This is a genomic window from Streptomyces sp. NBC_00442, assembly GCF_036014195.1.
GTDB lineage: Bacteria > Actinomycetota > Actinomycetes > Streptomycetales > Streptomycetaceae > Streptomyces.
Genome location: NZ_CP107918.1, coordinates 5330782 through 5355162, shown reverse-complemented (window position 1 = coordinate 5355162; position 24381 = coordinate 5330782). Strand labels below are relative to the sequence as shown.

21 protein-coding genes are annotated in these 24381 nt (G+C 70.3%); 11 read left to right on the top strand and 10 right to left on the bottom strand.

The window, feature by feature from the left end:
* Nucleotides 1–117: 117 nt before the first annotated feature.
* Genes OG432_RS23815 through OG432_RS23800 form a run of 4 tightly spaced genes read right to left on the bottom strand, consistent with a single transcriptional unit; the run spans nt 118 to nt 3117 of the window.
* On the bottom strand, nt 118–771 hold the full coding sequence (locus OG432_RS23815) for a response regulator transcription factor (protein WP_328312983.1): 654 nt from the start codon (nt 769–771) through the stop codon (nt 118–120).
* A complete protein-coding gene (locus tag OG432_RS23810; RefSeq protein WP_328312982.1) occupies nt 752–2323 on the bottom strand; it encodes a sensor histidine kinase in 1572 nt (523 codons plus the stop codon). The genes OG432_RS23815 and OG432_RS23810 overlap by 20 nt, the downstream gene beginning before the upstream one ends.
* 22 nt (nt 2324–2345) lie before the next feature.
* A complete protein-coding gene (locus OG432_RS23805; protein ID WP_328312981.1) occupies nt 2346–2849 on the bottom strand; it encodes a sensor domain-containing protein in 504 nt (167 codons plus the stop codon).
* Between the two features lie 40 nt (nt 2850–2889).
* Nucleotides 2890–3117 (bottom strand): hypothetical protein, encoded by a 228-nt coding sequence (locus tag OG432_RS23800; RefSeq protein ID WP_328312980.1) that lies wholly within the window; start codon nt 3115–3117, stop codon nt 2890–2892.
* Between the two features lie 234 nt (nt 3118–3351).
* Between OG432_RS23800 and OG432_RS23795 the strand changes: the two genes are divergently transcribed.
* From OG432_RS23795 to OG432_RS23780, 4 genes are read left to right on the top strand one after another with little or no spacing between them, the layout of a single operon-like run.
* Nucleotides 3352–4524, top strand: coding sequence for an NAD(P)/FAD-dependent oxidoreductase (locus OG432_RS23795; RefSeq protein WP_328312979.1), 1173 nt, complete (start codon nt 3352–3354; stop codon nt 4522–4524).
* 46 nt (nt 4525–4570) lie between these two features.
* Nucleotides 4571–7039, top strand: a complete 2469-nt coding sequence (nirB, locus tag OG432_RS23790; protein WP_328315218.1) for a nitrite reductase large subunit NirB — start codon at nt 4571–4573, stop codon at nt 7037–7039.
* Complete coding sequence (gene nirD, locus OG432_RS23785) at nt 7036–7434, top strand: nitrite reductase small subunit NirD (RefSeq protein ID WP_328312978.1); 399 nt, start codon at nt 7036–7038, stop codon at nt 7432–7434. Before nirB ends, nirD begins: the two co-directional genes overlap by 4 nt.
* Nucleotides 7431–8351 (top strand): oxidoreductase, encoded by a 921-nt coding sequence (locus OG432_RS23780; RefSeq protein ID WP_328312977.1) that lies wholly within the window; start codon nt 7431–7433, stop codon nt 8349–8351. Before nirD ends, OG432_RS23780 begins: the two co-directional genes overlap by 4 nt.
* A 102-nt stretch (nt 8352–8453) precedes the next feature.
* Here the strand turns inward: OG432_RS23780 and OG432_RS23775 are convergent, their stop codons facing one another.
* Complete coding sequence (locus OG432_RS23775) at nt 8454–8858, bottom strand: VOC family protein (RefSeq protein ID WP_328312976.1); 405 nt, start codon at nt 8856–8858, stop codon at nt 8454–8456.
* Nucleotides 8859–9091: 233 nt separating this feature from the next.
* Between OG432_RS23775 and OG432_RS23770 the strand changes: the two genes are divergently transcribed.
* The 3 genes from OG432_RS23770 to OG432_RS23760 all read left to right on the top strand — a co-directional run bounded on the left by OG432_RS23770 (nt 9092) and on the right by OG432_RS23760 (nt 12134).
* Nucleotides 9092–10345, top strand: coding sequence for an ABC transporter substrate-binding protein (locus tag OG432_RS23770; RefSeq protein WP_328312975.1), 1254 nt, complete (start codon nt 9092–9094; stop codon nt 10343–10345).
* Between the two features lie 5 nt (nt 10346–10350).
* Nucleotides 10351–11259, top strand: coding sequence for a carbohydrate ABC transporter permease (locus OG432_RS23765; RefSeq protein ID WP_328312974.1), 909 nt, complete (start codon nt 10351–10353; stop codon nt 11257–11259).
* Between the two features lie 92 nt (nt 11260–11351).
* Nucleotides 11352–12134, top strand: a complete 783-nt coding sequence (locus OG432_RS23760) for a carbohydrate ABC transporter permease (RefSeq protein ID WP_328312973.1) — start codon at nt 11352–11354, stop codon at nt 12132–12134.
* Here the strand turns inward: OG432_RS23760 and OG432_RS23755 are convergent.
* The 3 genes from OG432_RS23755 to dusB all read right to left on the bottom strand — a co-directional run bounded on the left by OG432_RS23755 (nt 12092) and on the right by dusB (nt 18000).
* Nucleotides 12092–13123 carry an ArsR/SmtB family transcription factor gene (locus OG432_RS23755; protein ID WP_328312972.1) on the bottom strand — a complete coding sequence of 344 codons (1032 nt, stop codon included), beginning with the start codon at nt 13121–13123 and terminating at the stop codon, nt 12092–12094. The genes OG432_RS23760 and OG432_RS23755 overlap by 43 nt on opposite strands.
* A 556-nt stretch (nt 13124–13679) precedes the next feature.
* A complete protein-coding gene (ppdK, locus tag OG432_RS23750; protein WP_328312971.1) occupies nt 13680–16415 on the bottom strand; it encodes a pyruvate, phosphate dikinase in 2736 nt (911 codons plus the stop codon).
* Nucleotides 16416–16854: 439 nt separating this feature from the next.
* Nucleotides 16855–18000, bottom strand: coding sequence for a tRNA dihydrouridine synthase DusB (gene dusB, locus OG432_RS23745; protein WP_443058440.1), 1146 nt, complete (start codon nt 17998–18000; stop codon nt 16855–16857).
* A gap of 139 nt (nt 18001–18139) precedes the next feature.
* Between dusB and OG432_RS23740 the strand changes: the two genes are divergently transcribed.
* Nucleotides 18140–19600, top strand: a complete 1461-nt coding sequence (locus OG432_RS23740) for an MFS transporter (protein ID WP_328312969.1) — start codon at nt 18140–18142, stop codon at nt 19598–19600.
* Between the two features lie 10 nt (nt 19601–19610).
* On the opposite strand, the gene OG432_RS23735 is transcribed toward OG432_RS23740, so the two are convergent.
* On the bottom strand, nt 19611–20492 hold the full coding sequence (locus OG432_RS23735; RefSeq protein ID WP_328312968.1) for an MmyB family transcriptional regulator: 882 nt from the start codon (nt 20490–20492) through the stop codon (nt 19611–19613).
* Between the two features lie 246 nt (nt 20493–20738).
* Between OG432_RS23735 and OG432_RS23730 the strand changes: the two genes are divergently transcribed.
* Nucleotides 20739–22169 (top strand): MFS transporter, encoded by a 1431-nt coding sequence (locus OG432_RS23730; protein ID WP_328312967.1) that lies wholly within the window; start codon nt 20739–20741, stop codon nt 22167–22169.
* Between the two features lie 93 nt (nt 22170–22262).
* On the opposite strand, the gene OG432_RS23725 is transcribed toward OG432_RS23730, so the two are convergent.
* Nucleotides 22263–22472: a DUF6243 family protein gene (locus tag OG432_RS23725; RefSeq protein ID WP_328312966.1), complete on the bottom strand. Its 210-nt coding sequence runs from the start codon at nt 22470–22472 to the stop codon at nt 22263–22265.
* A gap of 178 nt (nt 22473–22650) precedes the next feature.
* Here OG432_RS23725 and OG432_RS23720 point away from each other — a divergent pair, with 178 nt between their 5' ends.
* Both OG432_RS23720 and OG432_RS23715 read left to right on the top strand, forming a co-directional pair.
* On the top strand, nt 22651–23667 hold the full coding sequence (locus OG432_RS23720) for an aldo/keto reductase (RefSeq protein ID WP_328312965.1): 1017 nt from the start codon (nt 22651–22653) through the stop codon (nt 23665–23667).
* Between the two features lie 101 nt (nt 23668–23768).
* Nucleotides 23769–24362: a TetR/AcrR family transcriptional regulator gene (locus OG432_RS23715; protein WP_328315217.1), complete on the top strand. Its 594-nt coding sequence runs from the start codon at nt 23769–23771 to the stop codon at nt 24360–24362.
* The last annotated feature ends 19 nt before the right edge of the window (nt 24363–24381 follow it).

Sequence of the window (24381 nt, the reverse complement as noted above, 5' to 3'; positions counted from 1 at the left end):
CCAAAGAACGATCAACAACAGTCACCGTGCGTCATGACCTCCCCGCGCCGTACGGACGGGATGACGATCCGTTCCCCAGCGGGCTCGGAACCCGGCCCACCCGGCCCACCCGGTACGTCAGCCGCTCGCGCGGTCCAGATAGCGCAGGACCGCCAGGACCCTGCGGTGGCCGGACTCCGAGGGGGGCAGGTCCAGTTTGGTGAAGATGTTCGCGATGTGCTTCTCCACCGCCCGCTCCGACACCCCGAACCCCTCGGCGATCGCATGGTTGGTGCGGCCCTCCGCCATCAGACCCAGCACCTCCCGTTCGCGCGGGGTGAGCGCGTCGAGCGCGGCGGCCCGTCGGCTCGCGCCGAACAGCTGGGCCACCACCTCCGGGTCGAGCGCGGTGCCGCCCGCCGCCACCCGCTCCAGCGCGCTCACGAACTCGCCGATGTCCACGACGCGTTCCTTGAGCAGATAACCGACCCCTGCCCCGCCGTCGCCGATGAGCTGCGCCGCATAGGCCGTCTCCACGTACTGCGAGAAGATCAGCACCCCGGTGTCCGGCGCCGTGCGGCGGATCTCCACGGCCGCGCGCAGACCCTCGTCGGTCTGGGTCGGCGGCAGCCGGATGTCCACCACCGCCGCGTCGGGCCGGTGTTCGGCGACCGCGGCGAGCAGCGCCCGCGCGTCCGGCACCGCGGCCGCCACCTCCACGCCGCGCAACTCCAAGAGCTGGACCAGCCCGTCGCGCAGGATCGAGGAGTCCTCAGCGATGACGACGCGCATGCGGTGACCCGTTCTGTTGTGTGGAGCCGTTCCGGGCTGGAGAGCCGGCCGGGGGCGGAGGGTCGGCCGGGGGTGGAGAGCCGGCCGGGGGTGGAGAGCCGATCGGGTGTGGGTTCCCCCGGCGGTGCCGACGCGACGCCCCCGCGCCGGAGCCGGAGCCGGAGCCGGGGCCCGTGCCGGTGTTGCCGGACTCGGCGCCCGTGCCGGGGCCCGTGCCGGGGCCCGTGCCGGTAAAGGTACTGGGCGATCTCCGCTCGCCGAACGGCAGCACCACGCTCACCGCCGTGGGCCCCCCGGCGGGGCTGTTGCAGGTCAGTGATCCGTCGACCGTACGCACCCTGGCCCGCAACCCGGCGAGACCGCTGCCCGCGCCCACCACCGCTCCCCCGCGCCCGTCGTCCTCGACGACGAGCAGCAGGATCCGCGCCGCGCCGGTCACCGTGACCTTCACCTCCGAAGCCCCGCTGTGCTTCGCGGCGTTGGCGAGCAGTTCGGCCGTGCAGAAGTACGCGATGGACTCGATCGCCGGACTCGGCCTGCCCTCGATGCCGCACTCCACCCGCACCGGCAGCGCACTGTCCGCCGCGAGGGTCGCGAGCGCGGTGTCGAGGCCCTGGTCGAGCACCGGCGGATGGATGCCCTTGACCAGGTGGCGCAGGTCGGCGACGGCCTGCTTCGCATTGCTCTGAGCGGTCTCGACGACGTTGAGGATCCGCTCCGGATCGGCGCCGCCCGCCACCAGTTCGCGGATCATCGTGAGATGCATGCCCAGGCCCACCAGGCGGGCCTGCGTCCCGTCGTGCAGGTCGCGTTCGATACGGCGCAGGGTCGCCGCCGCGTCGTCGACGGCCTGCGCGCGGGTCTCCTCCAGGGTCTGGATCCGCCGGTCCGCCCGGTCGGGCCCGAGCAGCGCGGTGAGCAGCATCCGGTGCGGGGTGAGCGCATGGCGGTCGAGCCACGGCGCCACGTACAGGAGGAGCAGGCCGAGGGCGAACGGCGCCAGCCACCGCGGCCAGCTGTCGAACTCCACTCCCCCCACCTCCATCCCCACATGCCGTACGGAACCGTCGGGCTCCCTGATCGTGAAGTAGTTCCACCGCTTGAGCACCGGATACAGGGTCAGGAGCACCCCCTGGACGAAGCCGACGTACACGGCGAGCAAGGGCAGCAGGGCCGTCAGCGGTGCGGCCAGGGCGCAGCACACCGCCCGCCATCCGGGCCTGCCTCCCAGCACGGAACGCCGCCAGTCGAACACCCCGGTGCTCTCCGCGCGCGGCGGCGCCTCGATCTCCAGCCCCAACAGGCGGCGGGCCAGGGCACGTTGGACCCCGCCGAGCGCCAGCGCACCCCGGACACCGGCAGCGACCAGCCAGAGCCCCGGCGCCGTCCACGACACCACGGCGCCGGCCGACAGGACCACGGCGACCACGACGAGGCCTGCGAGGGCGAACGGCAGCGCGACGAGCGAGTAGAGCGCGGCCCGCGCCACGGCGGCCAGCCGGTCCCGGCGATAGGGGAACTCCACGGATCGCGCCAGGCGCAGACGGTGCATGGGAACAACCTAGGCCCGGCGGTCAGAGCTGGTGGATCACGGGTATGGACAGGATCGCGCAGACCAGGGCCAGCGCCACGGCGATCGACGTGGCCTTCAGGAGTCCGGTGCGGTCCGCGCCGAGGAAGCCCTTGACCAGGCGGGCCTGGATCACGGTGAAGCCCCTCATCACCCAGGGCGTGATGAGCAGGAAGGACACCCCGCCCCCTATGCCGTGCACCGCCCACGCGCCGGCCATCGTCGGCCCGCCCCACGCCTGGCTCGGATCGCCGTCGGGACGCAGGGGATAGGCCAGGTTGATCACGACGACCGTCCAGAAGTAGCCCGACACGGTGAGCGCCATCAGGTTCAGCGGCAGACCGATCACGGCGTGGGCCACGGCGAGCAGTCCGGTGCGAGCGCCACGGCCCGGATCGGCCGCCTCCACGCCGAGGAACCTGCGGGCGAGCCCGCGCTGGATACGGCCGGCCGGGCCACCGACAAGGGCCAGAGGGAGGCACAGCACGCCGACGGGCACGGCCAGCACGAGATAGGCGAACCGCAGCCAGGTCGCGGCGCGGAACGGCTCACGCAGGAACGTTCTCCAGCGGTTCGGCGGGGCCGAAGCGGGAGCCGAAGCGGGAGCGGGAGCCGGGGCGGGAGCCGCAGCTGTAGCGGGGGCTGGATCCGACGGAGGCGGGGTCGGCGCGGACGAGGCCCGTGCGGACGGGGTTGGTACCGGCGGGAGCGAGCCCGGCCGTACGGATGCGATCGGTGTGGGTGCGGAATGCCGCTGCGCGAGGTCCATGTCCCAAGGCTCCCGCCCACACGCCGCCCATTCGATCGTGCCAGCACGGATCTTCATGGTTCGGTTTACCCCACCCCCCCCCACCATCGACGCGAGTCGCCCCCCACCCCGGAGAACCGGCGCGAGCCCGCCCCTCACACCCCGCCCCTCACACCCCGCCCCCCGCTCCGCTGAGCGCAAGGTTCCCCCGCGGTAATCGCCGGGATGCGGTCGGGAAACAGCCGGCGCCCACGCTGGGCACATGAGTACGGACATCGTGGTGATCGGCGGCGGCACGGCGGGTGCCCGCCTGGCCCGGCATGTCCCGGTGACCGTCATCGGCGAGGAGGCCCACGCACCGTACAACCGGGTGCTCCTCGCGGAGGTCCTCGCCGGACGCTACGGGCCCGAGGTCATCACCCTGCCCCCGGTGCCGGTGCGCCGGGGTGTGCGGGCGGCGCGGATCGACCGCGCGGCCCGGGTGGTGCACTGCGACGACGGCAGCGCCGTCCCCTACGGCCGCCTCGTGCTCGCGACCGGCTCCAACCCGGTACTGCCGCCGCTGCGGGGCCTGCGCGAGGGCCGACTGCCCGACGGAGTGCACCCCTTCCGCACCCTCGACGACGCGATCGCCCTGCGCGATCGGGCCCGCGCGGGCGCCCGCGCCGTAGTCATCGGAGGCGGGCTGCTCGGGGTGATGGCGGCGCGGGCGCTCGCCGAACGAGGAACCCAGGTCGTCCTCGCCCAACAAGGCGAGCGTCTGATGGAACGTCAACTGGACGACGTCGCATCCGCCTTGGTGCGCATCCATCTCGAACGCCTCGGCGTGGAAGTACACACCGAGTGCCGGGTGCGCGGGCTCACGGGACCGGCCGGCACCGACGTCGAGCTCGCCGACGGCTTCGTCCTCGGCGCCGAACTCGTCGTCCTCGCCACCGGCGTCCGCCCCCGCACCGGCCTCGCCCTCGCCGCCGGGCTCGAAGTCCGCCGAGGCGTCGTCGTCGACGACGAGCTGCGCACCTCCGACCCCTTCATCCACGCCGTCGGCGACTGCGCCGAGCATCGCGGCACGGTGTACGGACTCGCGGGCCCCGCGCTCGAACAGGCCGACGCGCTGGGGAGGTTGCTCGCCACCGGGCACGGCTCCTATCCGGGGACCCGGGGCCTCACCCGGCTCACCCTGGGCGGCCCGCGTCCCCTGGACCTGGCCGCGTTCGGCGAGCCCACACCACGCCCCGGCGACGACGTGGCCCACCTCGCGGACGCGACCCGGGGCGCCTACCGCAAGGTCGTCGTGCGCGGCGACCGCCTGGTCGGGGGCGTACTCGTCGGCGATCTCGGCGCGGTCGGGACGCTCGCCCGGACCTGGGAGGGCGACGAGGACCTGCCCGACACGCCCCTGCTCCACCTGCTCACCCACGACGGAGGTTCCTGACGTGCCCACCGAACACCTTCCCACCCTCGTGGTCATCGGCCACGGCATGGTCGGCCAGCGCTTCCTGGAGGCCCTCGCCGAGCGCGGGGCGACCGGGCGGACCCGGGTGGTCGTGCTGTGCGAGGAGCCCCGCCCGGCGTACGACCGCGTCCACCTCACCTCGTACTTCGAGGGAAGGACACCCGACCAGCTCGGCCTCGTGCCCGACGGCTTCCTGCGCGAGCACGGCATGGAGCTGCACCTGGACGACCCCGCCGAGACGATCGACCGGGCGTCGCGCACCGTCACCGCCCGCTCGGGCCGCACCTTCGCGTACGACACGCTCGTCCTGGCGACCGGCTCGTACCCCTTCGTACCGCCCGTCCCGGGCAAGGACCTCCCCGGCTGCTTCGTCTACCGCACCATCGAGGACCTGCTCGCCATCGAGGCGTACGCGAAGACCGCGACGACCGGCGCGGTGGTGGGCGGCGGCCTCCTCGGCCTGGAGGCGGCAGGTGCGTTGCGCGGGCTCGGCCTCGACACCCACATCGTGGAATTCGCGCCACGCCTGATGCCGGTACAGGTCGACGAGGGCGGCGGCGCGGCGCTGCTGCGCACCATCGAGAACATGGGCCTCACCGTTCACACGGGGGTCGGCACCCAGGACATCACCGCGGACGGTGAGGGACGCGTCAATGGAATGACACTTTCCGACAGCTCTCATCTGTCGACCGACCTCGTGGTCTTCTCCGCCGGCGTCCGCCCCCGCGACCAGCTGGCCCGCGCCTGCGGACTCGCCGTCGGCGAACGCGGCGGCATCGTCGTCGACGAGCAGTGCCGCACCAGCGACCCCGCGGTCTTCGCGATCGGCGAGTGCGCCCTGGCCTCGGACGGCCGGGTGTACGGGCTCGTCGCACCCGGCTACGACATGGCGGAGACCGCCGCCGACACCATCGCCGCCACCGCCGAACGCGCCTTCACCGGGGCCGACCTGTCGACCAAACTGAAACTGCTCGGCGTCGACGTCGCATCGTTCGGCGACGCGCACGGCACCGCCGCAGGCAGCCTCGACGTCGTCTACTCCGACTCCCGCTCCGGCGTCTACAAGAAGCTCGTCATCTCCTCCGACGGTCTGCTCCTCGGCGGCGTCCTGGTCGGCGACGCCGACGCCTACGCCATGCTGCGCCCGCTCACCGGGCACGTCCCGCCGGTCGCCCCCGAGCAGCTGGTCCTGCCGGCCGGGCTCGGCACGCCGGCCGCGCTCGGCCCGGAATCGCTGCCCGACGACGCCGTCATCTGCTCCTGCCACAACGTCACCAAGGAAGCCATCACCGCCTGCGCCACGCTGCCCGACGTCAAACGGTGCACCAAGGCCGGTACGGGATGCGGCAGTTGCGTCAGGACACTGGAGATGCTGCTGCCGAAGTCCGGCGACACCGGGTTGTGCACCTGCTTCGCCCAGACCCGCCAAGAGCTGTACGAGATCGCGCTCGCCCTGCGCCTGACGACCTTCACCGAACTCCTCGACGGACACGGGCGCACCCAGGCGCGGGGCGGCGAGGGCTGCGAGATCTGCAAACCCACGGTCGCCTCCATCCTGGCCGCCCTCGGCAACGGGCACATCCTGGACGGCGAACAGGCCGCGCTCCAGGACACCAACGACCACTTCCTCGCCAACTTGCAGCGCAACGGCTCCTATTCGGTCGTGCCGCGCATCCCCGGCGGCGAGATCACCCCGGAGAAACTCATCGTGATCGGCGAAGTCGCCCGCGACTTCGGCCTCTACACGAAGATCACGGGCGGCCAGCGCATCGACCTCTTCGGCGCCCGCGTCGACCAACTCCCCGCCATCTGGGCCCGGTTGGTGGACGCCGGCTTCGAGTCCGGGCACGCGTACGGAAAGTCACTGCGCACCGTCAAGTCGTGTGTGGGACAGACGTGGTGCCGCTACGGGGTGCAGGATTCGGTACGGATGGCGATCGACCTGGAGCTCCGCTACCGGGGCCTGCGCTCACCGCACAAACTGAAATCGGCGGTCTCCGGGTGCGCCCGCGAGTGCGCCGAGGCCCAGTCGAAGGACTTCGGCATCATCGCCACGGCCAACGGATGGAACCTGTACGTCGGCGGCAACGGCGGCGCGAGCCCGCGCCACGCCGATCTGCTCGCCCAGGACCTGACGGATGACGAACTTGTCCGTCTGATCGACAGATTCCTGATGTTCTACATCCGCACCGCCGACCGCCTGGAGCGCACCTCGGTGTGGCTGGAGCGGATCGAGGGAGGCCTCGGCCACGTCAGGGACGTGGTGGTCGACGACTCGCTCGGCATCTGCGCCGAGCTCGAAGCCCTGATGGCCGCGCACGTGGCGGGCTACCGCGACGAATGGGCCGGAACCCTCGACGACCCCGAGCGCCTCGCCCGCTTCGTGTCCTTCGTGAACGCGCCCGGCGCGCCCGACCCCTCGGTGCGCTTCGTGCCCGAGCGCGACCAGATCAAGCCGGAACTTCCCCTCCTCACCCTGGGAGCCACCCGATGACCATGGTCCACCTCAAGCTGGAAGAAGGCTCGATCGCTGTCTGCGAGACCGCCCGCCTCACACCGGGACGCGGCGTCGCCGCCCTCCTGCCCGACGGCCGCCAGGCCGCCGTCTTCACCGACCGGCGCGGCCGGACGTACGCGATCGACAACCGTGACCCGTTCACCGGCGCCTACGTCCTCTCCCGCGGACTGCTCGGCTCGACACCGGAGGGCCGCCCCTACGTGGCCTCCCCGCTCCTCAGGCACCGCTTCGACCTGGAGACCGGGGCCTGCCTCGACGACGAGGCGCAGACCGTACGGACGTATGTGACCGTGCAGACGCACGTGCCCGAGCATTCCCGCCGGCCGACCACACCCCCTCCCGGCATACCGGCCGGTACGGTGGGCGTATGAATCGTGGCTGGAGCGCTCAGGACATCCCCGATCAGAGCGGCCGCACGGCGGTCGTCACCGGGGCGAACAGCGGGATCGGTCTCGTCACCGCGCGCGAGCTCGCCCGTCGCGGCGCGCGGGTGGTGCTGGCCTGTCGCAGCGAGGCGCGGGGCCAGGAGGCCGGGGAGCGCGTGCGCCGTGAGGTCCCGGGCGCGGACGTGGAGTTCAGGCGGCTCGATCTGGCCGACCTCGCCTCGGTGCGGGCGTTCGCGGAGGCCTTCCCGTACGAGCGGCTCGATCTGCTGATCAACAACGCGGGCGTGATGGCGCTCCCCCACGGCAGGACCGCCGACGGGTTCGAGACGCAGTTCGGGGTCAACCATCTCGGCCACTTCGCGCTCACCGGGCTGCTCCTGCCCCGGTTGCGGGCGGCCGGGGCGGGCCGCGTGGTGAGCCTGTCGAGTGGCATGCACGCGCTGGCCAATATTGACATCCGTGATCTGAACAGTGAGCGCCGCTACCGGCGTTGGGTCGCCTACGGCCGCTCCAAGTCGGCGAATCTGCTGTTCGTCCACGAGCTGGCGCGGCGGCTCGCGGCGGCGGGTTCGGATGTCGTGGCGGCGGCCGCGCATCCCGGTTACGCCGCCACCAACCTGCAGACGCAGGCCGTACGGATGGAGGGCCGCAGGACGGCCGAGCGGATCGTCGAGCTCGGCAATCGGATCATGGCCCAGCCCGCCGAGGCCGGCGCGCTGCCCACGCTGTACGCGGCGACCGCGCCGGGGGTGCGGCCCGACTCGTTCACGGGGCCGTCCCTGATGATGTGGCGCGGCGCCCCCGCCCCGTCCTGGCGGGCGGCCTGGACGCTGAACGACGTCGCCGGTGAGCGCCTGTGGTCGGCGTCCGAGGGGCTCACCGGCGTGACGTACGGGGTGTAGTGGTGGCGTGACGCAAGGGCCGGCAGATGATCGCTGCCAGTCGTTGATTTCTGTCAGCCGTCCCGTGATCCCTGTCAGCCGTCCCGTGATCCCTGTCAGCCGTCAGCCGTTGACCGCGGCCGGGTCCATGTACATGACCTCCCAGTGGTGCCCGTCGGGGTCCAGGAAGGAGCGGCCGTACATGGGGCCCTGTTCCATGGTGTCGTTGGCGGGCGCGCCGCCGGAGGTCAGCGCGGTGTCGACGAGGCGGTCGACTTCTTCGCGGCTGTCCGCGCTGAGGCAGACGATCGACTCGACGGTGGTGGCGGTGTCGGCGATCTGGCGCTGGGTGAACCCCTTGAAGAACGGCTCGGTCAGGAGCATGGCGTAGATCGTGTCGCTGATGACCAGGCAGCCGGCGTTCTCGTCGGTGAACTGGGGGTTGAAGGTGTAGCCCAGCTTGCCGAAGAATTCCTTGGAACGGTCCAGGTCCTTCACCGGCAGATTGACGAAGATCATGGTGGGCATGGTGTGCTCCCTCGGGGGCGGTGGCATCGCTTACGAGGGGTAGACGGCGGGCCGGGCGGAAACTCATCGCCGTCTCGCGGTCAATTTTTTCGGCCTCCTCACGCGGGGTGCGTCCGCGACCGACACACCGCCGCAATAGCCCTGTCGCAATCGTCCCTCATGGTTGATCGTTGAGCGGTACGGCGGGATGACGGACAGCGGTACGGCGGGATGACGAGCGAGGGGCGTACGCCATGACGATCAGCCGCAGGGCACTGCTCGGCACGGGGGCCGCTCTCGGCCTGCTCACCGCGTGCGGCTCCAACTCGGGCCGGGACAAGGGCGGTTCGGCTGACGGCGAGGTCGCGCTCGCCCACTGGTATCACCAGTACGGGGAGAGCGGGACCGAGGCGGCGGTGCGCCGGTACGCGGCCGCGTACGACGGGGCGAAGGTCACGGTGCAGTGGCGGCCGGGCAATTACGACCAGCAGACGGCGGCGGCGCTGCTCACGGCGTCGGGGCCGGACGTCTTCGAGGTGAACGGGCCGACCCTTGACCAGATTCAGGGCGGGCAGGTCACGGATCTCACGGCTCTGTTCGACGGCGTGAAGGACGATTTCAATCCGGCGGTGCTCGCGCCGAAGACGTACGACGGGAAGATCTGGGGTGTCCCGCAGGTCGTCGACACGCAGTTCCTCTACTACCGCAGGAGTCTCCTGAAGGACGCGGGTGTCCAGCCGCCCGGCACGCTGGACGAACTGGTCGACGCGGCCAGGGCGTTGACGAGGAACAAGGTCAAGGGGCTGTTCCTCGGGAACGACGGCGGCGCGGGTGTACTGGGCGGTACGCCGCTGTACGCGGCCGGGTTGAGTCTGGTCACCGGCGATGGCCGGGCGGGCTTCGACGACCCGGCGGCCGCCCGTGCTCTCGGCAAGCTGCGCACGCTGTACACCGACAAGTCGCTGCTGCTGGGTGCGCCGAGCGACTGGTCGGACCCGTCGGCGTTCGTGCAGGGTCTGACCGCGATGCAGTGGTCGGGGCTGTGGGCGCTGCCGGCGGTGCAGCAGGCGCTCGGGGACGACTTCGGGGTGCTGCCGTTCCCGAAGGACGGTCCTGGCGGGAAGCCGTCGGTGCCGGTCGGGGCGTATGCCGCCGCGGTGTCGACGCGCTCGAAGCGCCAGGCCGAGGCGAAGGCGTATGTGAAGTGGCTCTGGGTGGAACGCGCCGATTTCCAGGAGGACTTCGCGCTGTCGTACGGCTTCCACATCCCGGCCCGGCTCTCGCTCGCCAGGAAGGCGGCCAAGCTGAGGCAGGGTGCGGCGGCCGAGGTGGTGGGGCTCGTGACGGAGAACGGTTACGCGCAGCCGTTGCTGTGGACGCCGACGATGCAGAGCGCCTATCAGGATGCGCTGAGCCGGATCATCAAGGACGGGGCAAGCCCTGACGGTGAGTTGAAATCTGTCATCCGTAAGACCAATGACGAACTTCAGCGGGTGAAGAAGCGCTGACCACCGTGCGACGCCCTGCGAGCAACACGCTCTGGTTCTGGATCTTCGTCGGGCCGTTCGCGGCCGGGCTCGCTCTCTTCACGTACGTCCCGCTCCTGTGGAGTGTCTACCTGAGCTTCTTCGACGCCCACAACACGGTCTCGCCCACCGACTTCGTGGGCTTGGACAATTACACGGCGATGCTGCGGGACGGCGCGTTCACGTCCAGTCTGGGCACGTTCGCGGTGTTCTCGCTGTTCATCGTGCCCGCGACGTACGTTCTGGCGCTGGCCCTCGCGCTCATGGTGAACCGGACCCGGCGCTTCCAGGCGTTCTTCCGTTCGGTGTTCTTCCTGCCCGCCGCCTGTTCGTATGTGGTCGCGGCTCTGATCTGGAAGCTGTCGATCTTCAACGGGGTGCGGTTCGGTCTGGCGAACACGGTGCTCGGCTGGTTCGGTGTCGATCAGACGGCGTGGCTGTCGACGACGCATCCGCCCTGGTACTGGCTGGTCATCGTGACGGTGCGGCTGTGGCTTCAGGCCGGGTTCTACATGATTCTCTTCCTGGCGGGGCTCCAGCGGATCAGTCCCCGGTTGTACGAGGCGGCCGCGGTCGACGGGGCGCGGCCTGGCTGGCAGGTGTTCCGGCACATCACTTTTCCGCAGCTGCGTACGACCTCGGTCGCGGTGGTGCTGTTGTTGGTGATCAACGCGTTTCAGGCGTTCGACGAGTTCTACAACCTGTTGTCGGATGCGCGGGGTTATCCGCCGTATGCGCGGCCGCCGTTGGTGTATCTCTACTACACGGCGCTGGGTCAGGGGCAGAACCTGGGGATGGGCAGTGCGGGTGCGGTGATCCTGGCTCTGATCATCGCGGTGGTGACGGTGTTCCAGGCGCGTTGGTTCGGTCTGGGCAGGAAGGAGGCCGAGGCGTGAGGGCACCGGGGCGGGCGGGTGCGGGGGCGGGGGCGGGGCCGCAGGATGCGCTGGTGCGGGCGGGGCGGGCTCTGCGTGCGGTGGTTCTGGTCGTGCTGGCGCTGCTGTTCCTGGTTCCGTTCTATCTGCTGGTGCGCAACGGTCTGGCTTCCGAGGCGGACATCACGTCGCCGGGGTGGACGTTCTTCCCGTCCACGGTGCACTGGTCGAACGTGCGGGAGGTGTTCGGGGATCCGGCGGTCCCGATGGCGCGGTCGTTGCTCAACTCGGCGTTGATCGCGGTGGCGACGACGGTGGGGACCGTGGTGTTGGCCTCGCTCGCCGGGTACGGGCTCGCGCGGATCCCGTACCGGTTCGCCAACCAGGTCTTCTATGCGGTGATCGGGACGCTGATGGTTCCGGCGGCGGTCACGTTCGTACCAAGTTTTGTTCTTGTGTCGTCGCTCGGCTGGGTGTCGAGCTTGCGTGGTCTGATCGTTCCGACCCTGTTCTCGGGGTTCGCGTGCTTCGTCTTCCGCCAATTCTTCACGGGATTTCCACGTGAGCTGGAGGATGCGGCGCGGGTCGACGGTCTTGGGTATTGGCGGACGTACTGGCGGATCGTGGTGCCCAATGCGCGTCCGGTGTTCGCGGCCGTCGCCACCATTGTGTTCATCGGTGCCTGGAATTCTTTTCTGTGGCCGCTGGTGATCGGGCAGGACCGTGAGGCGTGGACGGTCCAGGTGGCTCTGTCGACGTTCACGACGGCTCAAGTGGTGCGTCTGCATGAGCTGTTCGTGGCGGCGGCCGTCTCCATCGTTCCGCTGGTCCTGGTCTTCCTGCTGTTGCAGCGTTACATCGTGGCGGGCGTGGAGCGTTCGGGGATCGACGACTGACGGGGCCTTGGCACGTAGGGGGTGCCGCCGCTCAGCAGGGCGGTGCCGAGCGGGGTGAGGGTGTGCAGGACGGAGTTGCCGTGCCGCAGGGTGACGAGGAGGCCGGCGTCGCGCAGGACTCCGGCGTGCTGGCTCGCGGAGGCGAGGGAGACGCCGGCCCTGCGGGCGAGTTCGCTGGTGGTGCAGCCGTTGCCGATGGCGTGGAGCACGCTGGAGCGGGTGTGGCCGACGAGGCGGCCGAGCGAGGTGCCGCGGTCGGGGCCGGGCGGGGATTCGTAGGGCGCCTGGGTGTGGGTGACCGGGTAGACGAGGACGGGCGGGAGTTTCGGGTTCTGGAGTGCGACGGGGGTGCGGCGGCAGAAGAACGAGGGCTGGAGGAGCAGCCCGCGTCCGTTCAGATGGAGTTCGCGGTCGACCGGGTAGTCGGCTTCGAGGACGGGTGCGTGCCAGCGCAGCATGGGCGGCAGTGAGGCGAGGAGTTCGCCGGCTCCGCCGTCGAGCAGGGCGCGGCCGCGGGCGGCGCGGTCGGCGTCGACGCGGGTCTGTATGTGGGCCCAGTACGGGGAGACGGCTGCGTGGTGGTAGGCGCCCAACGCGTCGGCGAGGCGGCCGAGTTGGGTGGTGCAGCCGTCGGCGAGGGAGGCGGCCCAGCCGGTGGCCGGGCGGCCGCCGGGGAGCCGGGAGAGTTCTTCGTTCAGGCGTTCGGGGCTGGTTTCGCGAATGCGTTCAAGTCCGGCGTCGAGGGAATGCGGGCCCCGGGGCGGGGTGAGGAAGTCGGGGAAATATCCGCGACATGGAACGACTGCGGAGAGCAATCGTGTTTCTCCGCTCAGCCTGGCGCGAGTTTCCTGTCGCCATTCGCCGAATACGGAGGCGCCCCGCCGGTCCCTTAAGCGGTGAAAGCTGAGAATCGTTTCCCACAGCGTGTCGGGACCCGGCGCCATACGGAGCCGAGCCAGATCCTCGCCGGTGAAATGAATGCGCAGCACCGAAACCCCACCTGTCCACTGTGTTGCAACCTGTTGCGTTGTGTTGCATCCGCAATTGATCCCCCGACCGACTCGACTGAGTATGCCTCCCGTCACTGCCCGTGACCACGGGCCTTTCAGCCACAGTTGAAAGGCCTCGCGGAAGGGGCCCCGGGGACGAAAGGCTGTACCTCGTCGGGCACGACACCGAGCCAACCGGAAAGATTCTGCGAAGACCGTGGGGGGCTTCACAGGCTCTGGCGGCGGTGGGCGTAGGTGGCGGCTCCGTGCTCGGCGTGGTTGACAGAGTGCGGTTCACGGGTGGGGATCCGTGAACCGCACTCTGCATTTCCGGCCACCGCTCCGTTAAATGTCCGCCATTCAACAGGAATTAAGCGGTCGCACACCCGGTAGGTGTAGTGCGAAGGCGTTGGGGCAAACGCTTACCGCGTCCCGCGGGGGCCGTGAACGCGAAAGGGGCAGCACCCCCGCACAGGGTTGCTGCCCCTTCTTGGTGGCCGGAGCCGCCGCCGGATCGGTTGGTGAGGGTCGGGGACCCGGCGGCGGTTCCGGGGTCTCAGCGCGAGTCGCTGCCCTTGTCCGCCGCGGGGGACACGGCGGCCGCGCGGCCGGCCTCCAGGCGGGCGACCGGGATGCGGAACGGCGAGCAGGACACGTAGTCCAGGCCGACCTCGTGGAAGAAGTGCACCGACTCGGGGTCGCCGCCGTGTTCGCCGCAGACGCCGAGCTTGAGGTCGGGGCGGGTGGCGCGGCCGGCCTGGACGGCGGAGCGCACGAGCGAGCCGACGCCGTCCTTGTCGATGGTCTCGAACGGCGAGACTCCGAAGATGCCCTTCTCCAGGTAGGCGGTGAAGAAGCTGGCCTCGACGTCGTCGCGGGAGAAGCCCCAGACGGTCTGGGTGAGGTCGTTGGTGCCGAAGCTGAAGAACTGGGCGGCTTCGGCGATCTGGCCGGCGGTCAGGGCGGCGCGGGGCAGCTCGATCATGGTGCCGATGGTCAGCTTGAGTTCGGTTCCGGTGGCGGCTTCGACCTCGGCGATGACGGCGTCGGCCTCCTCGCGGACGATCTCCAGTTCCTGGACGGTGCCGACCAGCGGGATCATGATCTCGGGGCGGGGGTCGCCCTTGGCGTTCTTGCGCTCGGCGGCGGCTTCGGCGATCGCCCGCACCTGCATGGCGAACAGGCCGGGGATGACCAGGCCCAGGCGGACGCCGCGCAGGCCCAGCATCGGGTTCTGCTCGTGCAGCTTGTGGACGGCCTGGAGCAGGCGCAGGTCGTTCTCGTTGGCGTCCTTGCGGGACTCGGCGAGTGCGACGCGCACCGACAGTTCGGTGATGTCGGGCAGGAACTCGTGCAGCGGCGGGTCCAGGAGGCGCACGGTGACGGGGAGTCCGTCCATCGCCTCGAACAGCTCGACGAAGTCCTTCTTCTGGAGCGGCAGCAGGGCACTGAGTGCCGTCTCGCGCTCGTCGTCGGTGTCGGCGAGGATGAGCCGCTCGACCATCTCGCGCCGCTCGCCGAGGAACATGTGCTCGGTGCGGCACAGGCCGATGCCCTGGGCGCCGAAGCGGCGGGCCCGCAGGGCGTCCTCGGCGTTGTCGGCGTTGGCGCGTACGCGCAGGCGGCGTACGCGGTCGGCGTAGGCCATGACGCGGTGCACTGCTCCGACGAGTTCGTCGGCGTCGTCGGCGCCGGCGTGCATGCGGCCCTCGAAGTACTCGACGACCGGGGACGGCACGACGGGGACCTCGCCGAGGTAGACCTTGCCGGTGGAGCCGTCGATGGAGACGATGTCGCCCTCTTCGACGACGGTGCCGGCCTGGGTGGTCATGCGGCGGCGCTTGGTGTCGACCTCCAGCTCCTCGGCGCCGCAGACACAGGTCTTGCCCATGCCGCGGGCGACGACGGCGGCGTGCGAGGTCTTGCCGCCGCGCGAGGTGAGGATGCCCTCGGAGGCGATCATGCCGTCGAGGTCGTCGGGGTTGGTCTCGCGGCGGATCAGGATGACCTTCTCGCCGGAGCGCGACCACTTGACGGCGGTGTAGGAGTCGAAGACGGCCTTGCCGACGGCGGCGCCGGGCGAGGCGGCGATGCCCCGGCCGATGAGGTCGCTCCTGGCGCCGTCGTCGAAGCGGGGGAACATCAGCTGGGCGAGCTGGGCGCCGTTGACGCGCTGGAGCGCCTCGGCCTCGTCGATGAGGCCCTGGTCGACGAGCTGGGTGGCGATGCGGAAGGCGGCGCCGGCGGTGCGCTTGCCGACGCGGGTCTGGAGCATCCACAGCTGGCCGCGCTCGATGGTGAACTCGATGTCGCAGAGATCCTTGTAGTGGGTCTCCAGGGTCTCCATGATCTGCATGAGCTGGTCGTAGGACTTCTTGTCGATGCCCTCCAGGTCGGCGAGGGCCACGGTGTTGCGGATGCCGGCGACGACGTCCTCGCCCTGTGCGTTCTGGAGGTAGTCGCCGTAGACGCCCTGGTGGCCGGAGGCGGGGTCGCGGGTGAAGGCGACGCCGGTGCCGGAGTCGGGGCCGAGGTTGCCGAAGACCATGGAGCAGATGTTGACGGCGGTGCCGAGGTCGCCGGGGATGCGTTCCTGGCGGCGGTAGAGCTTGGCGCGGTCGGTGTTCCACGACTCGAAGACCGAGCGGATCGCGAGGTCCATCTGCTCGCGCGGGTCCTGCGGGAAGTCGCGTCCGGCCTCGGCCTTGACGATCTTCTTGAAGTGCTTGACGAGTTTCTTCAGGTCGCTCGCGTCGAGGTCGGTGTCGACGGTGACCTTCTTGGCGGCCTTGGCGTCTTCGAGGGCCTCCTCGAAGAGCTCTCCGTCGACGCCGAGGACGGTCTTGCCGAACATCTGGATCAGGCGGCGGTAGGAGTCCCAGGCGAAACGCTCGTCGCCGGACTGCTTGGCGAGGCCGGTGACCGACGCGTCGGAGAGCCCGATGTTCAGGACGGTGTCCATCATGCCGGGCATGGAGAACTTGGCGCCGGAGCGGACGGAGACGAGCAGCGGGTCGTCGGCCTGGCCGAGCTTCTTGCCCATCGCCTGCTGGAGGGCGTCGAGGTGTGCGCTGACCTCGTCGCGCAGCTCGGCCGGCTCGTTGCCGCTGTCGAGGTAGACCTTGCACGCCTCGGTGGTGATCGTGAACCCGGGCGGGACCGGGAGACCGAGATTGGTCATCTCGGCGAGGTTCGCGCCCTTGCCTCCGAGGAGGTCCTTGAGGTTCCTGTTCCCCTCGGTGAAGTCGTAGACGAACTTCTGGGTGTGCTGGAGGTCTTTGTCTTCCGACACGGGTCTCGACTCCTCGAATCCGCGGTGGCTGCCCTGACGGCGAGGAACATACCCAGATCGAAGGTGTCTGGGTACGTCCACTTGCGCGTCACGGGGTCGTAACCACTCGTCCGCCACCAGATCGAAAGTGACTGGCGCGTAACGACGAGCCGAGGAATGTCTTCATCACTTGAACGGAGTAGGTCAAGAAAGGGTCTAGATCCGCTCTTTTGAGCGGACCTGACGACAGGTGAGTTTACTGCTTGAACACAGAAGGGGTGGCACTGAGTGCCACCCCTTTCAGAGATGCAGCCACGCGTAAATCGCTCATCTGAGCGCAACCCCCATCAGGGGTGGCGAGAATCACGCGCTCGATCGAGCGGGATTCCAGACTTCGGACCGCTCTTTGGACGGTCCGGGACCGTCCGCGCACGTCCGCGAACGTCCGGACCGGCTCGGATCAGCCTCCGGAGGTGTCCAGCTCGGCCTCCATCGTGATGCCGGAGCAGTCGTACGGGTCCTTCAGCCAGCCGTCCGGCAGGACGACCCGGTTGTTTCCGGACGTTCTGCCGCGCGGGCCGTCCGCGCCGTCCGGCCACGACTGGTCCAGGTCGAGCTCGCTCAACTGAGCGGCCAGCTCCTCCAGGGACGAGGTGACGGCCAGGGACTTGCGCATCGCGGAGCCGACCGCGAATCCCTTCAGGTACCAGGCGACGTGCTTGCGGAAGTCGATCACACCGCGCGTCTCGTCGCCGATCCACTCACCCAGCAGCGTCGCGTGGCGCAGCATCACCTCGGAGACCGTGCGCAGCGTGGGGCGCGCGAAGGAGTCGGTGCCCTCGAACGCGGCCACCAGGTCGCCGAAGAGCCAGGGCCGGCCCAGACAGCCGCGGCCGACCACGACGCCGTCGCAGCCGGTCTCCTTGACCATGCGCAGAGCGTCCTCGGCGCACCAGATGTCGCCGTTGCCGAGCACCGGGATCTCCGGGACGTGGTCCTTGAGGCGGGCGATGGCGTCCCAGTCGGCGGTGCCGCCGTAGTGCTGGGCGGCGGTGCGGCCGTGCAGGGCGATCGCGGTGACGCCCTCCTCGACGGCGATCCGGCCGGCGTCCAGATAGGTGATGTGGTCGTCGTCGATGCCCTTGCGCATCTTCATGGTGACGGGCAGGTCGCCCGCGCCCGTGACGGCCTCGTGCAGGATCGCGCGCAGCAGCGGCCGCTTGTAGGGCAGGGCCGAGCCGCCGCCCTTGCGGGTCACCTTGGGCACGGGGCAGCCGAAGTTGAGGTCGATGTGGTCGGCGAGGTTCTCGTCCACGATCATGCGGACGGCCTTGCCGACGGTGACCGGGTCCACTCCGTACAGCTGGATCGAGCGCGGGGTCTCGGTCGCGTCGAAGTGGATGAGCTGCATGGTCTTCTCGTTGCGCTCGACCAGCGCCCGCGTGGTGATCATCTCGCTGACGAACAGGCCCTTGCCGCCGGAGAACTCGCGGCACAGGGTGCGGAACGGGGCGTTGGTGATGCCGGCCATGGGTGCGAGCACCACGGGTGGCTGCACGGTGTGCGGGCCGATGGAGAGCGTGGTCATCTGTTCATTGTCGCGCATGCGGGCCGGGTCCCGTCCGGGCCTGTGGACAACGGGTGCGCGGCCGGCCGGACCCGCGCGGGACCGTGCGGGATACCGGGACCGCCGCCACCTGCCTCGGGTCACCGAGGGTTCATTAGTTAGGCGTACTATCGAAGCCATGTCCGAGCCGACCCCCCGCCGACGGATGCTCATCCTGGCGATCTGCTGCCTGAGCCTGCTGATCGTCAGCCTCGACAACACCGTCCTCAACGTTGCCCTCCCTTCCCTGCAGAAGGACTTCCACGCCGAGGTCTCCGGCCTGCAGTGGACGATCGACGCCTACACCCTCGTCCTGGCCTCGCTCCTGATGCTGTCGGGCTCGACCGCCGACCGCATCGGCCGCCGCAAGGTCTTCCAGACGGGTCTGGTGCTGTTCACCATCGGCTCGCTGCTCTGCTCGCTCGCGCCCAACCTGACCTCCCTCGTGGTCTTCCGGATGGTGCAGGCGGTCGGCGGCTCGATGCTCAACCCCGTCGCGATGTCGATCATCACCAACACCTTCACCGACGCCCGCGAACGCGCCCGCGCCATCGGCGTCTGGGGCGCCGTCGTCGGCATCTCGATGGCCATGGGCCCGATCGTCGGCGGCGCCCTGGTCGAGTCGGTGGGCTGGCGCTCGATCTTCTGGCTCAACCTGCCGGTCGGAGTGATCGCGCTCTTCCTGACCTGGCGCTACGTCCCGGAGTCGCGCGCGCCCAGGCCGCGCCGCCCCGACCCGGTCGGCCAGCTCCTGGTCATCGCGCTGCTCGGCTCGCTGACGTACGCGATCATCGAGGTGCCGAGCGCGGGCTGGGACTCGCCGAAGATCCTCGCCTTCATCGCGGTCGCCGTCGCTTCGCTCGCCGGGCTCCTGCTGTACGAGCCGAGGCGCGCCGAGCCCCTCATCGACCTGCGGTTCTTCCGCAGTGCCCCGTTCAGCGGCGCGACCGTGATAGCGGTCTCGGCCTTCTCCGCGCTCAGTGGGTTCCTCTTCCTCAACACCCTCTATCTGCAGAACGCCCGCGGTCTGAGCGCCCTGAACGCCGGGCTGTACATGCTGCCCATGGCCGCGCTCACCTTCGTGTGCGCACCGATCTCGGGCCGTCTCGTCGGCAATCGGGGTCCGCGGCTCTCGCTTTTGATCGCGGGGGTCGCGATGGCCGCGAGCGGGCTGCTCTTCGCCCTGTTCGACGCCGAGCGGACCACATCGCTGCTGTTCACCGGGTATGTCCTGTTCGGGCTCGGCTTCGGCATGGTGAACGCGCCCATCACCAACACCGCTGTCTCCGGAATGCCCCGCTCCCAGGCGGGTGTGGCGGCGGCGGTCGCCTCCACCAGCCGCCAGATCGGCCAGACGCTGGGTGTCGCGGTGATCGGCGCGGTGCTTGCGGGCGGCATGGCGGGGGTCTCGGCCGGCGCGTACGCCGGTCATTTCCCGGATGCTGCGCGGCCCGCGTGGTGGATCATCGCGGGGTGCGGTCTGAGCGTGCTGTTTTTGGGGCTCGCGACCAGCGGGAAGTGGGCGCGCGAGTCGGCGCGCCGCACCGCGCGGCGTCTGGAGGCTCCGGTGGCTCAGACGCCGGCCGACGCCAACGCCTGACCGCGGTGGCTCAGACGCCGGCCGACGCCAACGCCTGACCGCGGTCCGCTGCGGCCAGTGCCTGGAGCCGTTCCAGGCGGCCGCGGGTCTCGTCGTCACAGGGCACGTACATGACGAGCCGCGGGCCCGCCGACGGGCCGAGCCACAGGTTGGTGTGCTCGACGGAGAGCAGCCCGACGTGGGCGTTGCGCAGGTACTTGGTCTTGCCGCCCTGGTTGACGACCTCGTGCCGGGCCCACACCTCGCGGAACTCCGGGGAGGCCCCTTCGAGGCGGGCGAGGAGCGTCTTCCAGGCCGGCTCGGCGAGGTGCTCGGCCATCGAGGCGCGGAACTTGGCGGCCATCACCCGGTTCATGTCCGGCAGATCGACGACGGAGGCCCGCCAGTCGGCGTTGGTGAAGGTCAGCCACAGGCAGTTGCGGTCCTCGGGCGCCAGCGCGTCGAGGTCGCACAGGAGCCGCCCGTACGTCTGGTTGTACGCGAGGATGTCGTAGCGGCTGTTCTGGACGCAGGCCGGGATCGGGCCGAGCTGGTCGAGCATGGCGTGCAGCGCCGGGGTGAGGCGCGGGCACGGTGCGTTGGGTGTGGGGTCGAGGGTGCCGGCCAGCGCGAAGAGGTGGCTGCGCTCGCTGGGGTCGAGCAGCAGGGCCCGCGCCAGGGCGTCGAGGACCTGCGGGGAGACCTGGATGTCGCGGGCCTGCTCCAGCCACGTGTACCAGGTGACGCCGACGGCGGAGAGCTGTGCGACCTCCTCGCGGCGCAGTCCCGGGGTGCGCCGGCGCCGGCCGGGCGGCAGGCCGACCTGCTCGGGGGTGATCCGCTCACGGCGGCTGCGCAGGAACTCGGCCAGCTCATGGCGGCGGACGTCGCTCGCCGGTGCCACAGTGCTCATGGTCTCAGAGTGCCGTACCCACAAGCCCTTGTCAGCCGGTTTCCAGGTAGTGCTGGTACCAGGACAAGGAGACTCTGGTACCAGGCTCAGGAGAGGAGGATCGTCCTCATCGTGAGCGACATCGTGAACGAGACAACCGTACGGACGGCTCCCCGCCCCTCCCGCCCCACCAGGACTTCCCCTCTCTCTCCCTCCTCCCCCCTTTCTTCCGCGTCCGCCCTTTCTCCTCCGTCCGCTTCTCCCGTCTTGCCCGCTCCTCCGGCTTCGCCCGCTCCTCCCGCTCCTCCCGCCGCCTCCCCGGTCATCGGGCCCCTCGGGCTGTTCACGGTGCTGCTCGGCGCGGCACTGCCCATGATCGACTTCTTTATCGTCAATGTCGCCCTGCCGTCCATGGACAGCGACCTCGCAGCCGGCCCCGCGATGCTGGAACTCGTGGTCTCCGGGTACGGCCTCGCCTACGCCGTGCTGCTCGTGCTCGGCGGGCGGCTCGGCGACATGGCGGGCCGGCGCAGGCTCTTCCTCATGGGCATGGCGGCGTTCGCCCTCACCTCGCTCGCCTGCGGACTCGCGCCGACCGCCTGGACCCTGGTCGTCGCCCGTGTCGCACAAGGCGCCGCGGCGGCCCTGATGCTGCCGCAGGTCCTGGCCACCATCCAGGCCACCACACAGGGCCCGCGCCGCGCCAAGGCGATGAGCCTGTACGGGGCGACCGGCGGCCTGTCCATGGTCGCCGGACAGATCCTCGGCGGCGTCCTGGTCGCGGCCGACATCGCCGGGACGGGGTGGCGGTCGGTGTTCCTGGTGAACGTGCCGGTCGCGATCGTGGGCCTGGTCCTCGCGGTCCGCACCGTTCCCGAGACCCGCTCGGACCGGCCGGCCACGATCGACGTGGCGGGCACGCTGCTCCTCGCACTGTCCTTGCTGTCGCTGCTGCTCCCGCTGACCGAGGGGCGGGCCGCGGGCTGGCCGCTGTGGACCTGGGTCTCGCTCGGCGTCTTCCCGTTCGCGTCGACCGCGTTCTTCCTGGTCGAGCGGCGCGCGGACCGGCGGGGGCGGACGCCGCTCGTGCCGCCGAGCCTGCTGGAGACCATCTCGCTGCGCCGCGGCCTCGTGATGGTCGTGCCGTTCTCGATCGGCTTCAGCGGCTTCATGTTCGTGGTCGCGGTGGTGCTGCAGCAGGGGCTGCGGATGGGCCCGGTCGCCGCCGGTCTCGCGCTGGTCCCGATGGCGCTCGCCTTCTTCACCGCGTCGCTGGCCGGACCCCGGCTGATCGGCCGGTTCGGGACACGCGTGGTGAGCGCGGGCGGAGTGATCCAGGCCGTGGGCATCGTTGTGCTCACGCTGACCGTGTGGCACGGCTGGTCGGGCCTGACCGTCGTCGACATCGCGCCCGGTGTCGCGGTGGCCGGACTCGGTCAGGGCCTCCAACTCCCGGTCCTCATCCGCCTGATGCTCTCCGACATACCGGCCGACCGGGCCGGGGTGGGCGGCGGCGTGGTGGTCACCACCCAGCAGTCCGCACTCGCCCTCGGCGTGGCCACCCTGGGCACGCTCTTCCTCGCTCTTGCCTCGTCGCTGGGCATGCGCGACGCGCTCGTCATCACGCTCCTCGCCCAGCTCGGCCTCATCGTCGTCACGGCCCTCCTCGGCCTGCGACTGCCGCGCGTCATGCGGTGAGCGGGTGAGCTGGCGGGCAGGAGAGCCGGCGGGCCGGAGAGCGAAGGGCCCGGACCGTGATCGCGGTCCGGGCCCTTCGGCGTGTGCGGCGGCTCAGCTCGCGCCGGCCTCCGTAGCGGGGTCCGTCGTGGGGTCCGTCGTGGGGTTGGCGCGCTCGCGCATCTTGCGCAGCAGCTCCTCCTTCTTGTCCACGGCCGACCTGCGGTCCGCCGCGCTCCCCTGGACCGAGCCCTGGTCTCCGTTGCGGGACACCTTCTTGCGCTGTCCACCAACACCGAGCAGGTTGTTACGACTCTTAGCCATGAGGGCGACGCTACCTGGCCGGAGGGGGTGACCCGTACCAGTTTTCGCCGGGCCTGTGGCTCGCCGGGGACGACACGGAAGGCATGACGACTGACAAATATTGAAATCTGTCAGCTGTCATGCGATGGTGGACGCACCTCCCACCGTCACCCCCTCCCCACCCCCAAGGAGCCCCTTCATGCGAACCCGCACCCTCGGCACCACCGGCCCCCGGACCTCCGCACTCGGCCTCGGCTGCATGGGCATGTCCGCCCTGTACGGAGAGGCCGACCGGGGCGAGTCCATCGCCACCGTGCACGCCGCGCTCGACGCCGGCGTCACCCTCCTGGACACCGGCGACTTCTACGCCATGGGCCACAACGAGATGCTGATCGGCGAGGCGCTGCGTGCCGCCCCCGCCGCCTCCCGCGAACGCGCGCTGACCAGCGTGAAGTTCGGGGCGCTCCGCGACCCGGACGGCGGCTGGTCCGGCTATGACGGACGGCCCGCCGCGGTGAAGAACTTCGCCGCGTACTCGTTGCAGCGCCTCGGGGTCGACCACATCGACATCTACCGGATCGCCCGGATCGACCCGGACGTGCCGATCGAGGAGACGGTCGGCGCCATCGCCGAGCTGGTCGAGGCCGGTCACGTACGGCACATCGGGCTCTCCGAGGTCGGTGCGGCCACGCTGCGCCGGGCCGCGGCCGTGGCCCCGATCTCGGATCTCCAGATCGAGTACTCGCTGGTCTCGCGCGGCATCGAGGAGGAGATCCTGCCGGCCGCGGTCGAGCTGGGCATCGGCGTCACGGCGTACGGGGTCCTCTCGCGCGGTCTGATCAGCGGGCACTTCTCGCCGGACCGGCAGCTGGCCCCGGGTGATTTCCGCGGGATGAGCCCGCGCTTCCAGGGCGAGAACCTCCGGCACAACCTCGGTCTCGTGGAGGCGTTGCGCAAGATCGCCGAGCAGAAGGGCGTCTCGGTGGCGCAGATCGCCATCGCCTGGGTGCTGGCGCAGGGTGAGGGGCGGGGCGCGGACATCGTGCCGCTGGTGGGTGCGCGGACGCGGGAGCGGCTCTCCGAGGCGCTCGGCGCGCTGGACGTGGCGCTGAGCGGGGACGATCTGGCGGCGATCGAGGGCGCGGTGCCGGCCGGGGCGGCGGCCGGCGAGCGTTATCCCGAGGCTCAGATGGCCCATCTGGACAGCGAGCACTGAGCCGTCGGGCCGGGTCGGGCAGCAGGCCGGGGCCTGTGGACAAGTCCGTCACCGGGGTTGTCCACAGGCCCGTCGGGCGGCTTCGATCGGCAGGTAACGTCATGGCCATGAGTACGGAACCACTGACCGCCGAGCGCATCCTCGTCGCGACCGAGGAGGTGCTGCGCCGCCACGGACCGGCGAAGGCGACGGTCGTCGATGTCGCGCGTCAGCTCGGGGTGAGTCATGGCAGTGTCTACCGCCATTTCCGTACGAAGGCGGCGTTGCGGGAGGCGGTCACCGAGCGGTGGCTGAACCGCTCGACGGACCTGTTGCGGGAGATCGCGTCCCGTCAGGACCTGGAGTCGGCGGTGGTGCTGCGGCTGTGGCTGAGTGAGCTGTTCCTGGCGAAGATGCACAAGGCGGGGGACGATCCGGAGCTGTTCGGGACGTATGAGGTGCTGCTGCGGGAGAACAGCCGGGTGGTGGAGGAGCATATCGCCGAGTTGGTGGCGCAGCTCACGGTGATCGTCCGATTCGGTGTGGAGCGGGGGGAGTTCGGGGTTCCCGATGCTCCGGGGTCGGCGGCGCGCGCGGTGTTCGACGCGACGGGGCGCTTCCATGATCCGGTGTATGCGGCGGAGTGGTCGCGGCCGTCGATCCGGGACGATTTCGGGGCGGTGGTGGACCTGTTGGTGAACGGGCTGAGGCGTTAGGACGCGTCAGGGCGCCGTC

Bases quoted from the DNA above. Each gene is read 5' to 3' on its own strand.
- OG432_RS23815 (WP_328312983.1), bottom strand. From the start codon at position 771: ATGCGCGTCGTCATCGCTGAGGACTCCTCGATCCTGCGCGACGGGCTG.
- OG432_RS23810 (WP_328312982.1), bottom strand. From the start codon at position 2,323: ATGCACCGTCTGCGCCTGGCGCGATCCGTGGAGTTCCCCTATCGCCGG.
- OG432_RS23795 (WP_328312979.1), top strand. From the start codon at position 3,352: ATGAGTACGGACATCGTGGTGATCGGCGGCGGCACGGCGGGTGCCCGC.
- nirB (WP_328315218.1), top strand. From the start codon at position 4,571: ATGGTCGGCCAGCGCTTCCTGGAGGCCCTCGCCGAGCGCGGGGCGACC.
- nirD (WP_328312978.1), top strand. From the start codon at position 7,036: ATGACCATGGTCCACCTCAAGCTGGAAGAAGGCTCGATCGCTGTCTGC.
- OG432_RS23780 (WP_328312977.1), top strand. From the start codon at position 7,431: ATGAATCGTGGCTGGAGCGCTCAGGACATCCCCGATCAGAGCGGCCGC.
- OG432_RS23775 (WP_328312976.1), bottom strand. From the start codon at position 8,858: ATGCCCACCATGATCTTCGTCAATCTGCCGGTGAAGGACCTGGACCGT.
- OG432_RS23770 (WP_328312975.1), top strand. From the start codon at position 9,092: ATGACGATCAGCCGCAGGGCACTGCTCGGCACGGGGGCCGCTCTCGGC.
- dusB (WP_443058440.1), bottom strand. From the start codon at position 18,000: ATGCGCGACAATGAACAGATGACCACGCTCTCCATCGGCCCGCACACC.
- OG432_RS23740 (WP_328312969.1), top strand. From the start codon at position 18,140: ATGTCCGAGCCGACCCCCCGCCGACGGATGCTCATCCTGGCGATCTGC.
- OG432_RS23735 (WP_328312968.1), bottom strand. From the start codon at position 20,492: ATGAGCACTGTGGCACCGGCGAGCGACGTCCGCCGCCATGAGCTGGCC.
- OG432_RS23725 (WP_328312966.1), bottom strand. From the start codon at position 22,472: ATGGCTAAGAGTCGTAACAACCTGCTCGGTGTTGGTGGACAGCGCAAG.
- OG432_RS23720 (WP_328312965.1), top strand. From the start codon at position 22,651: ATGCGAACCCGCACCCTCGGCACCACCGGCCCCCGGACCTCCGCACTC.
- OG432_RS23715 (WP_328315217.1), top strand. From the start codon at position 23,769: ATGGCCATGAGTACGGAACCACTGACCGCCGAGCGCATCCTCGTCGCG.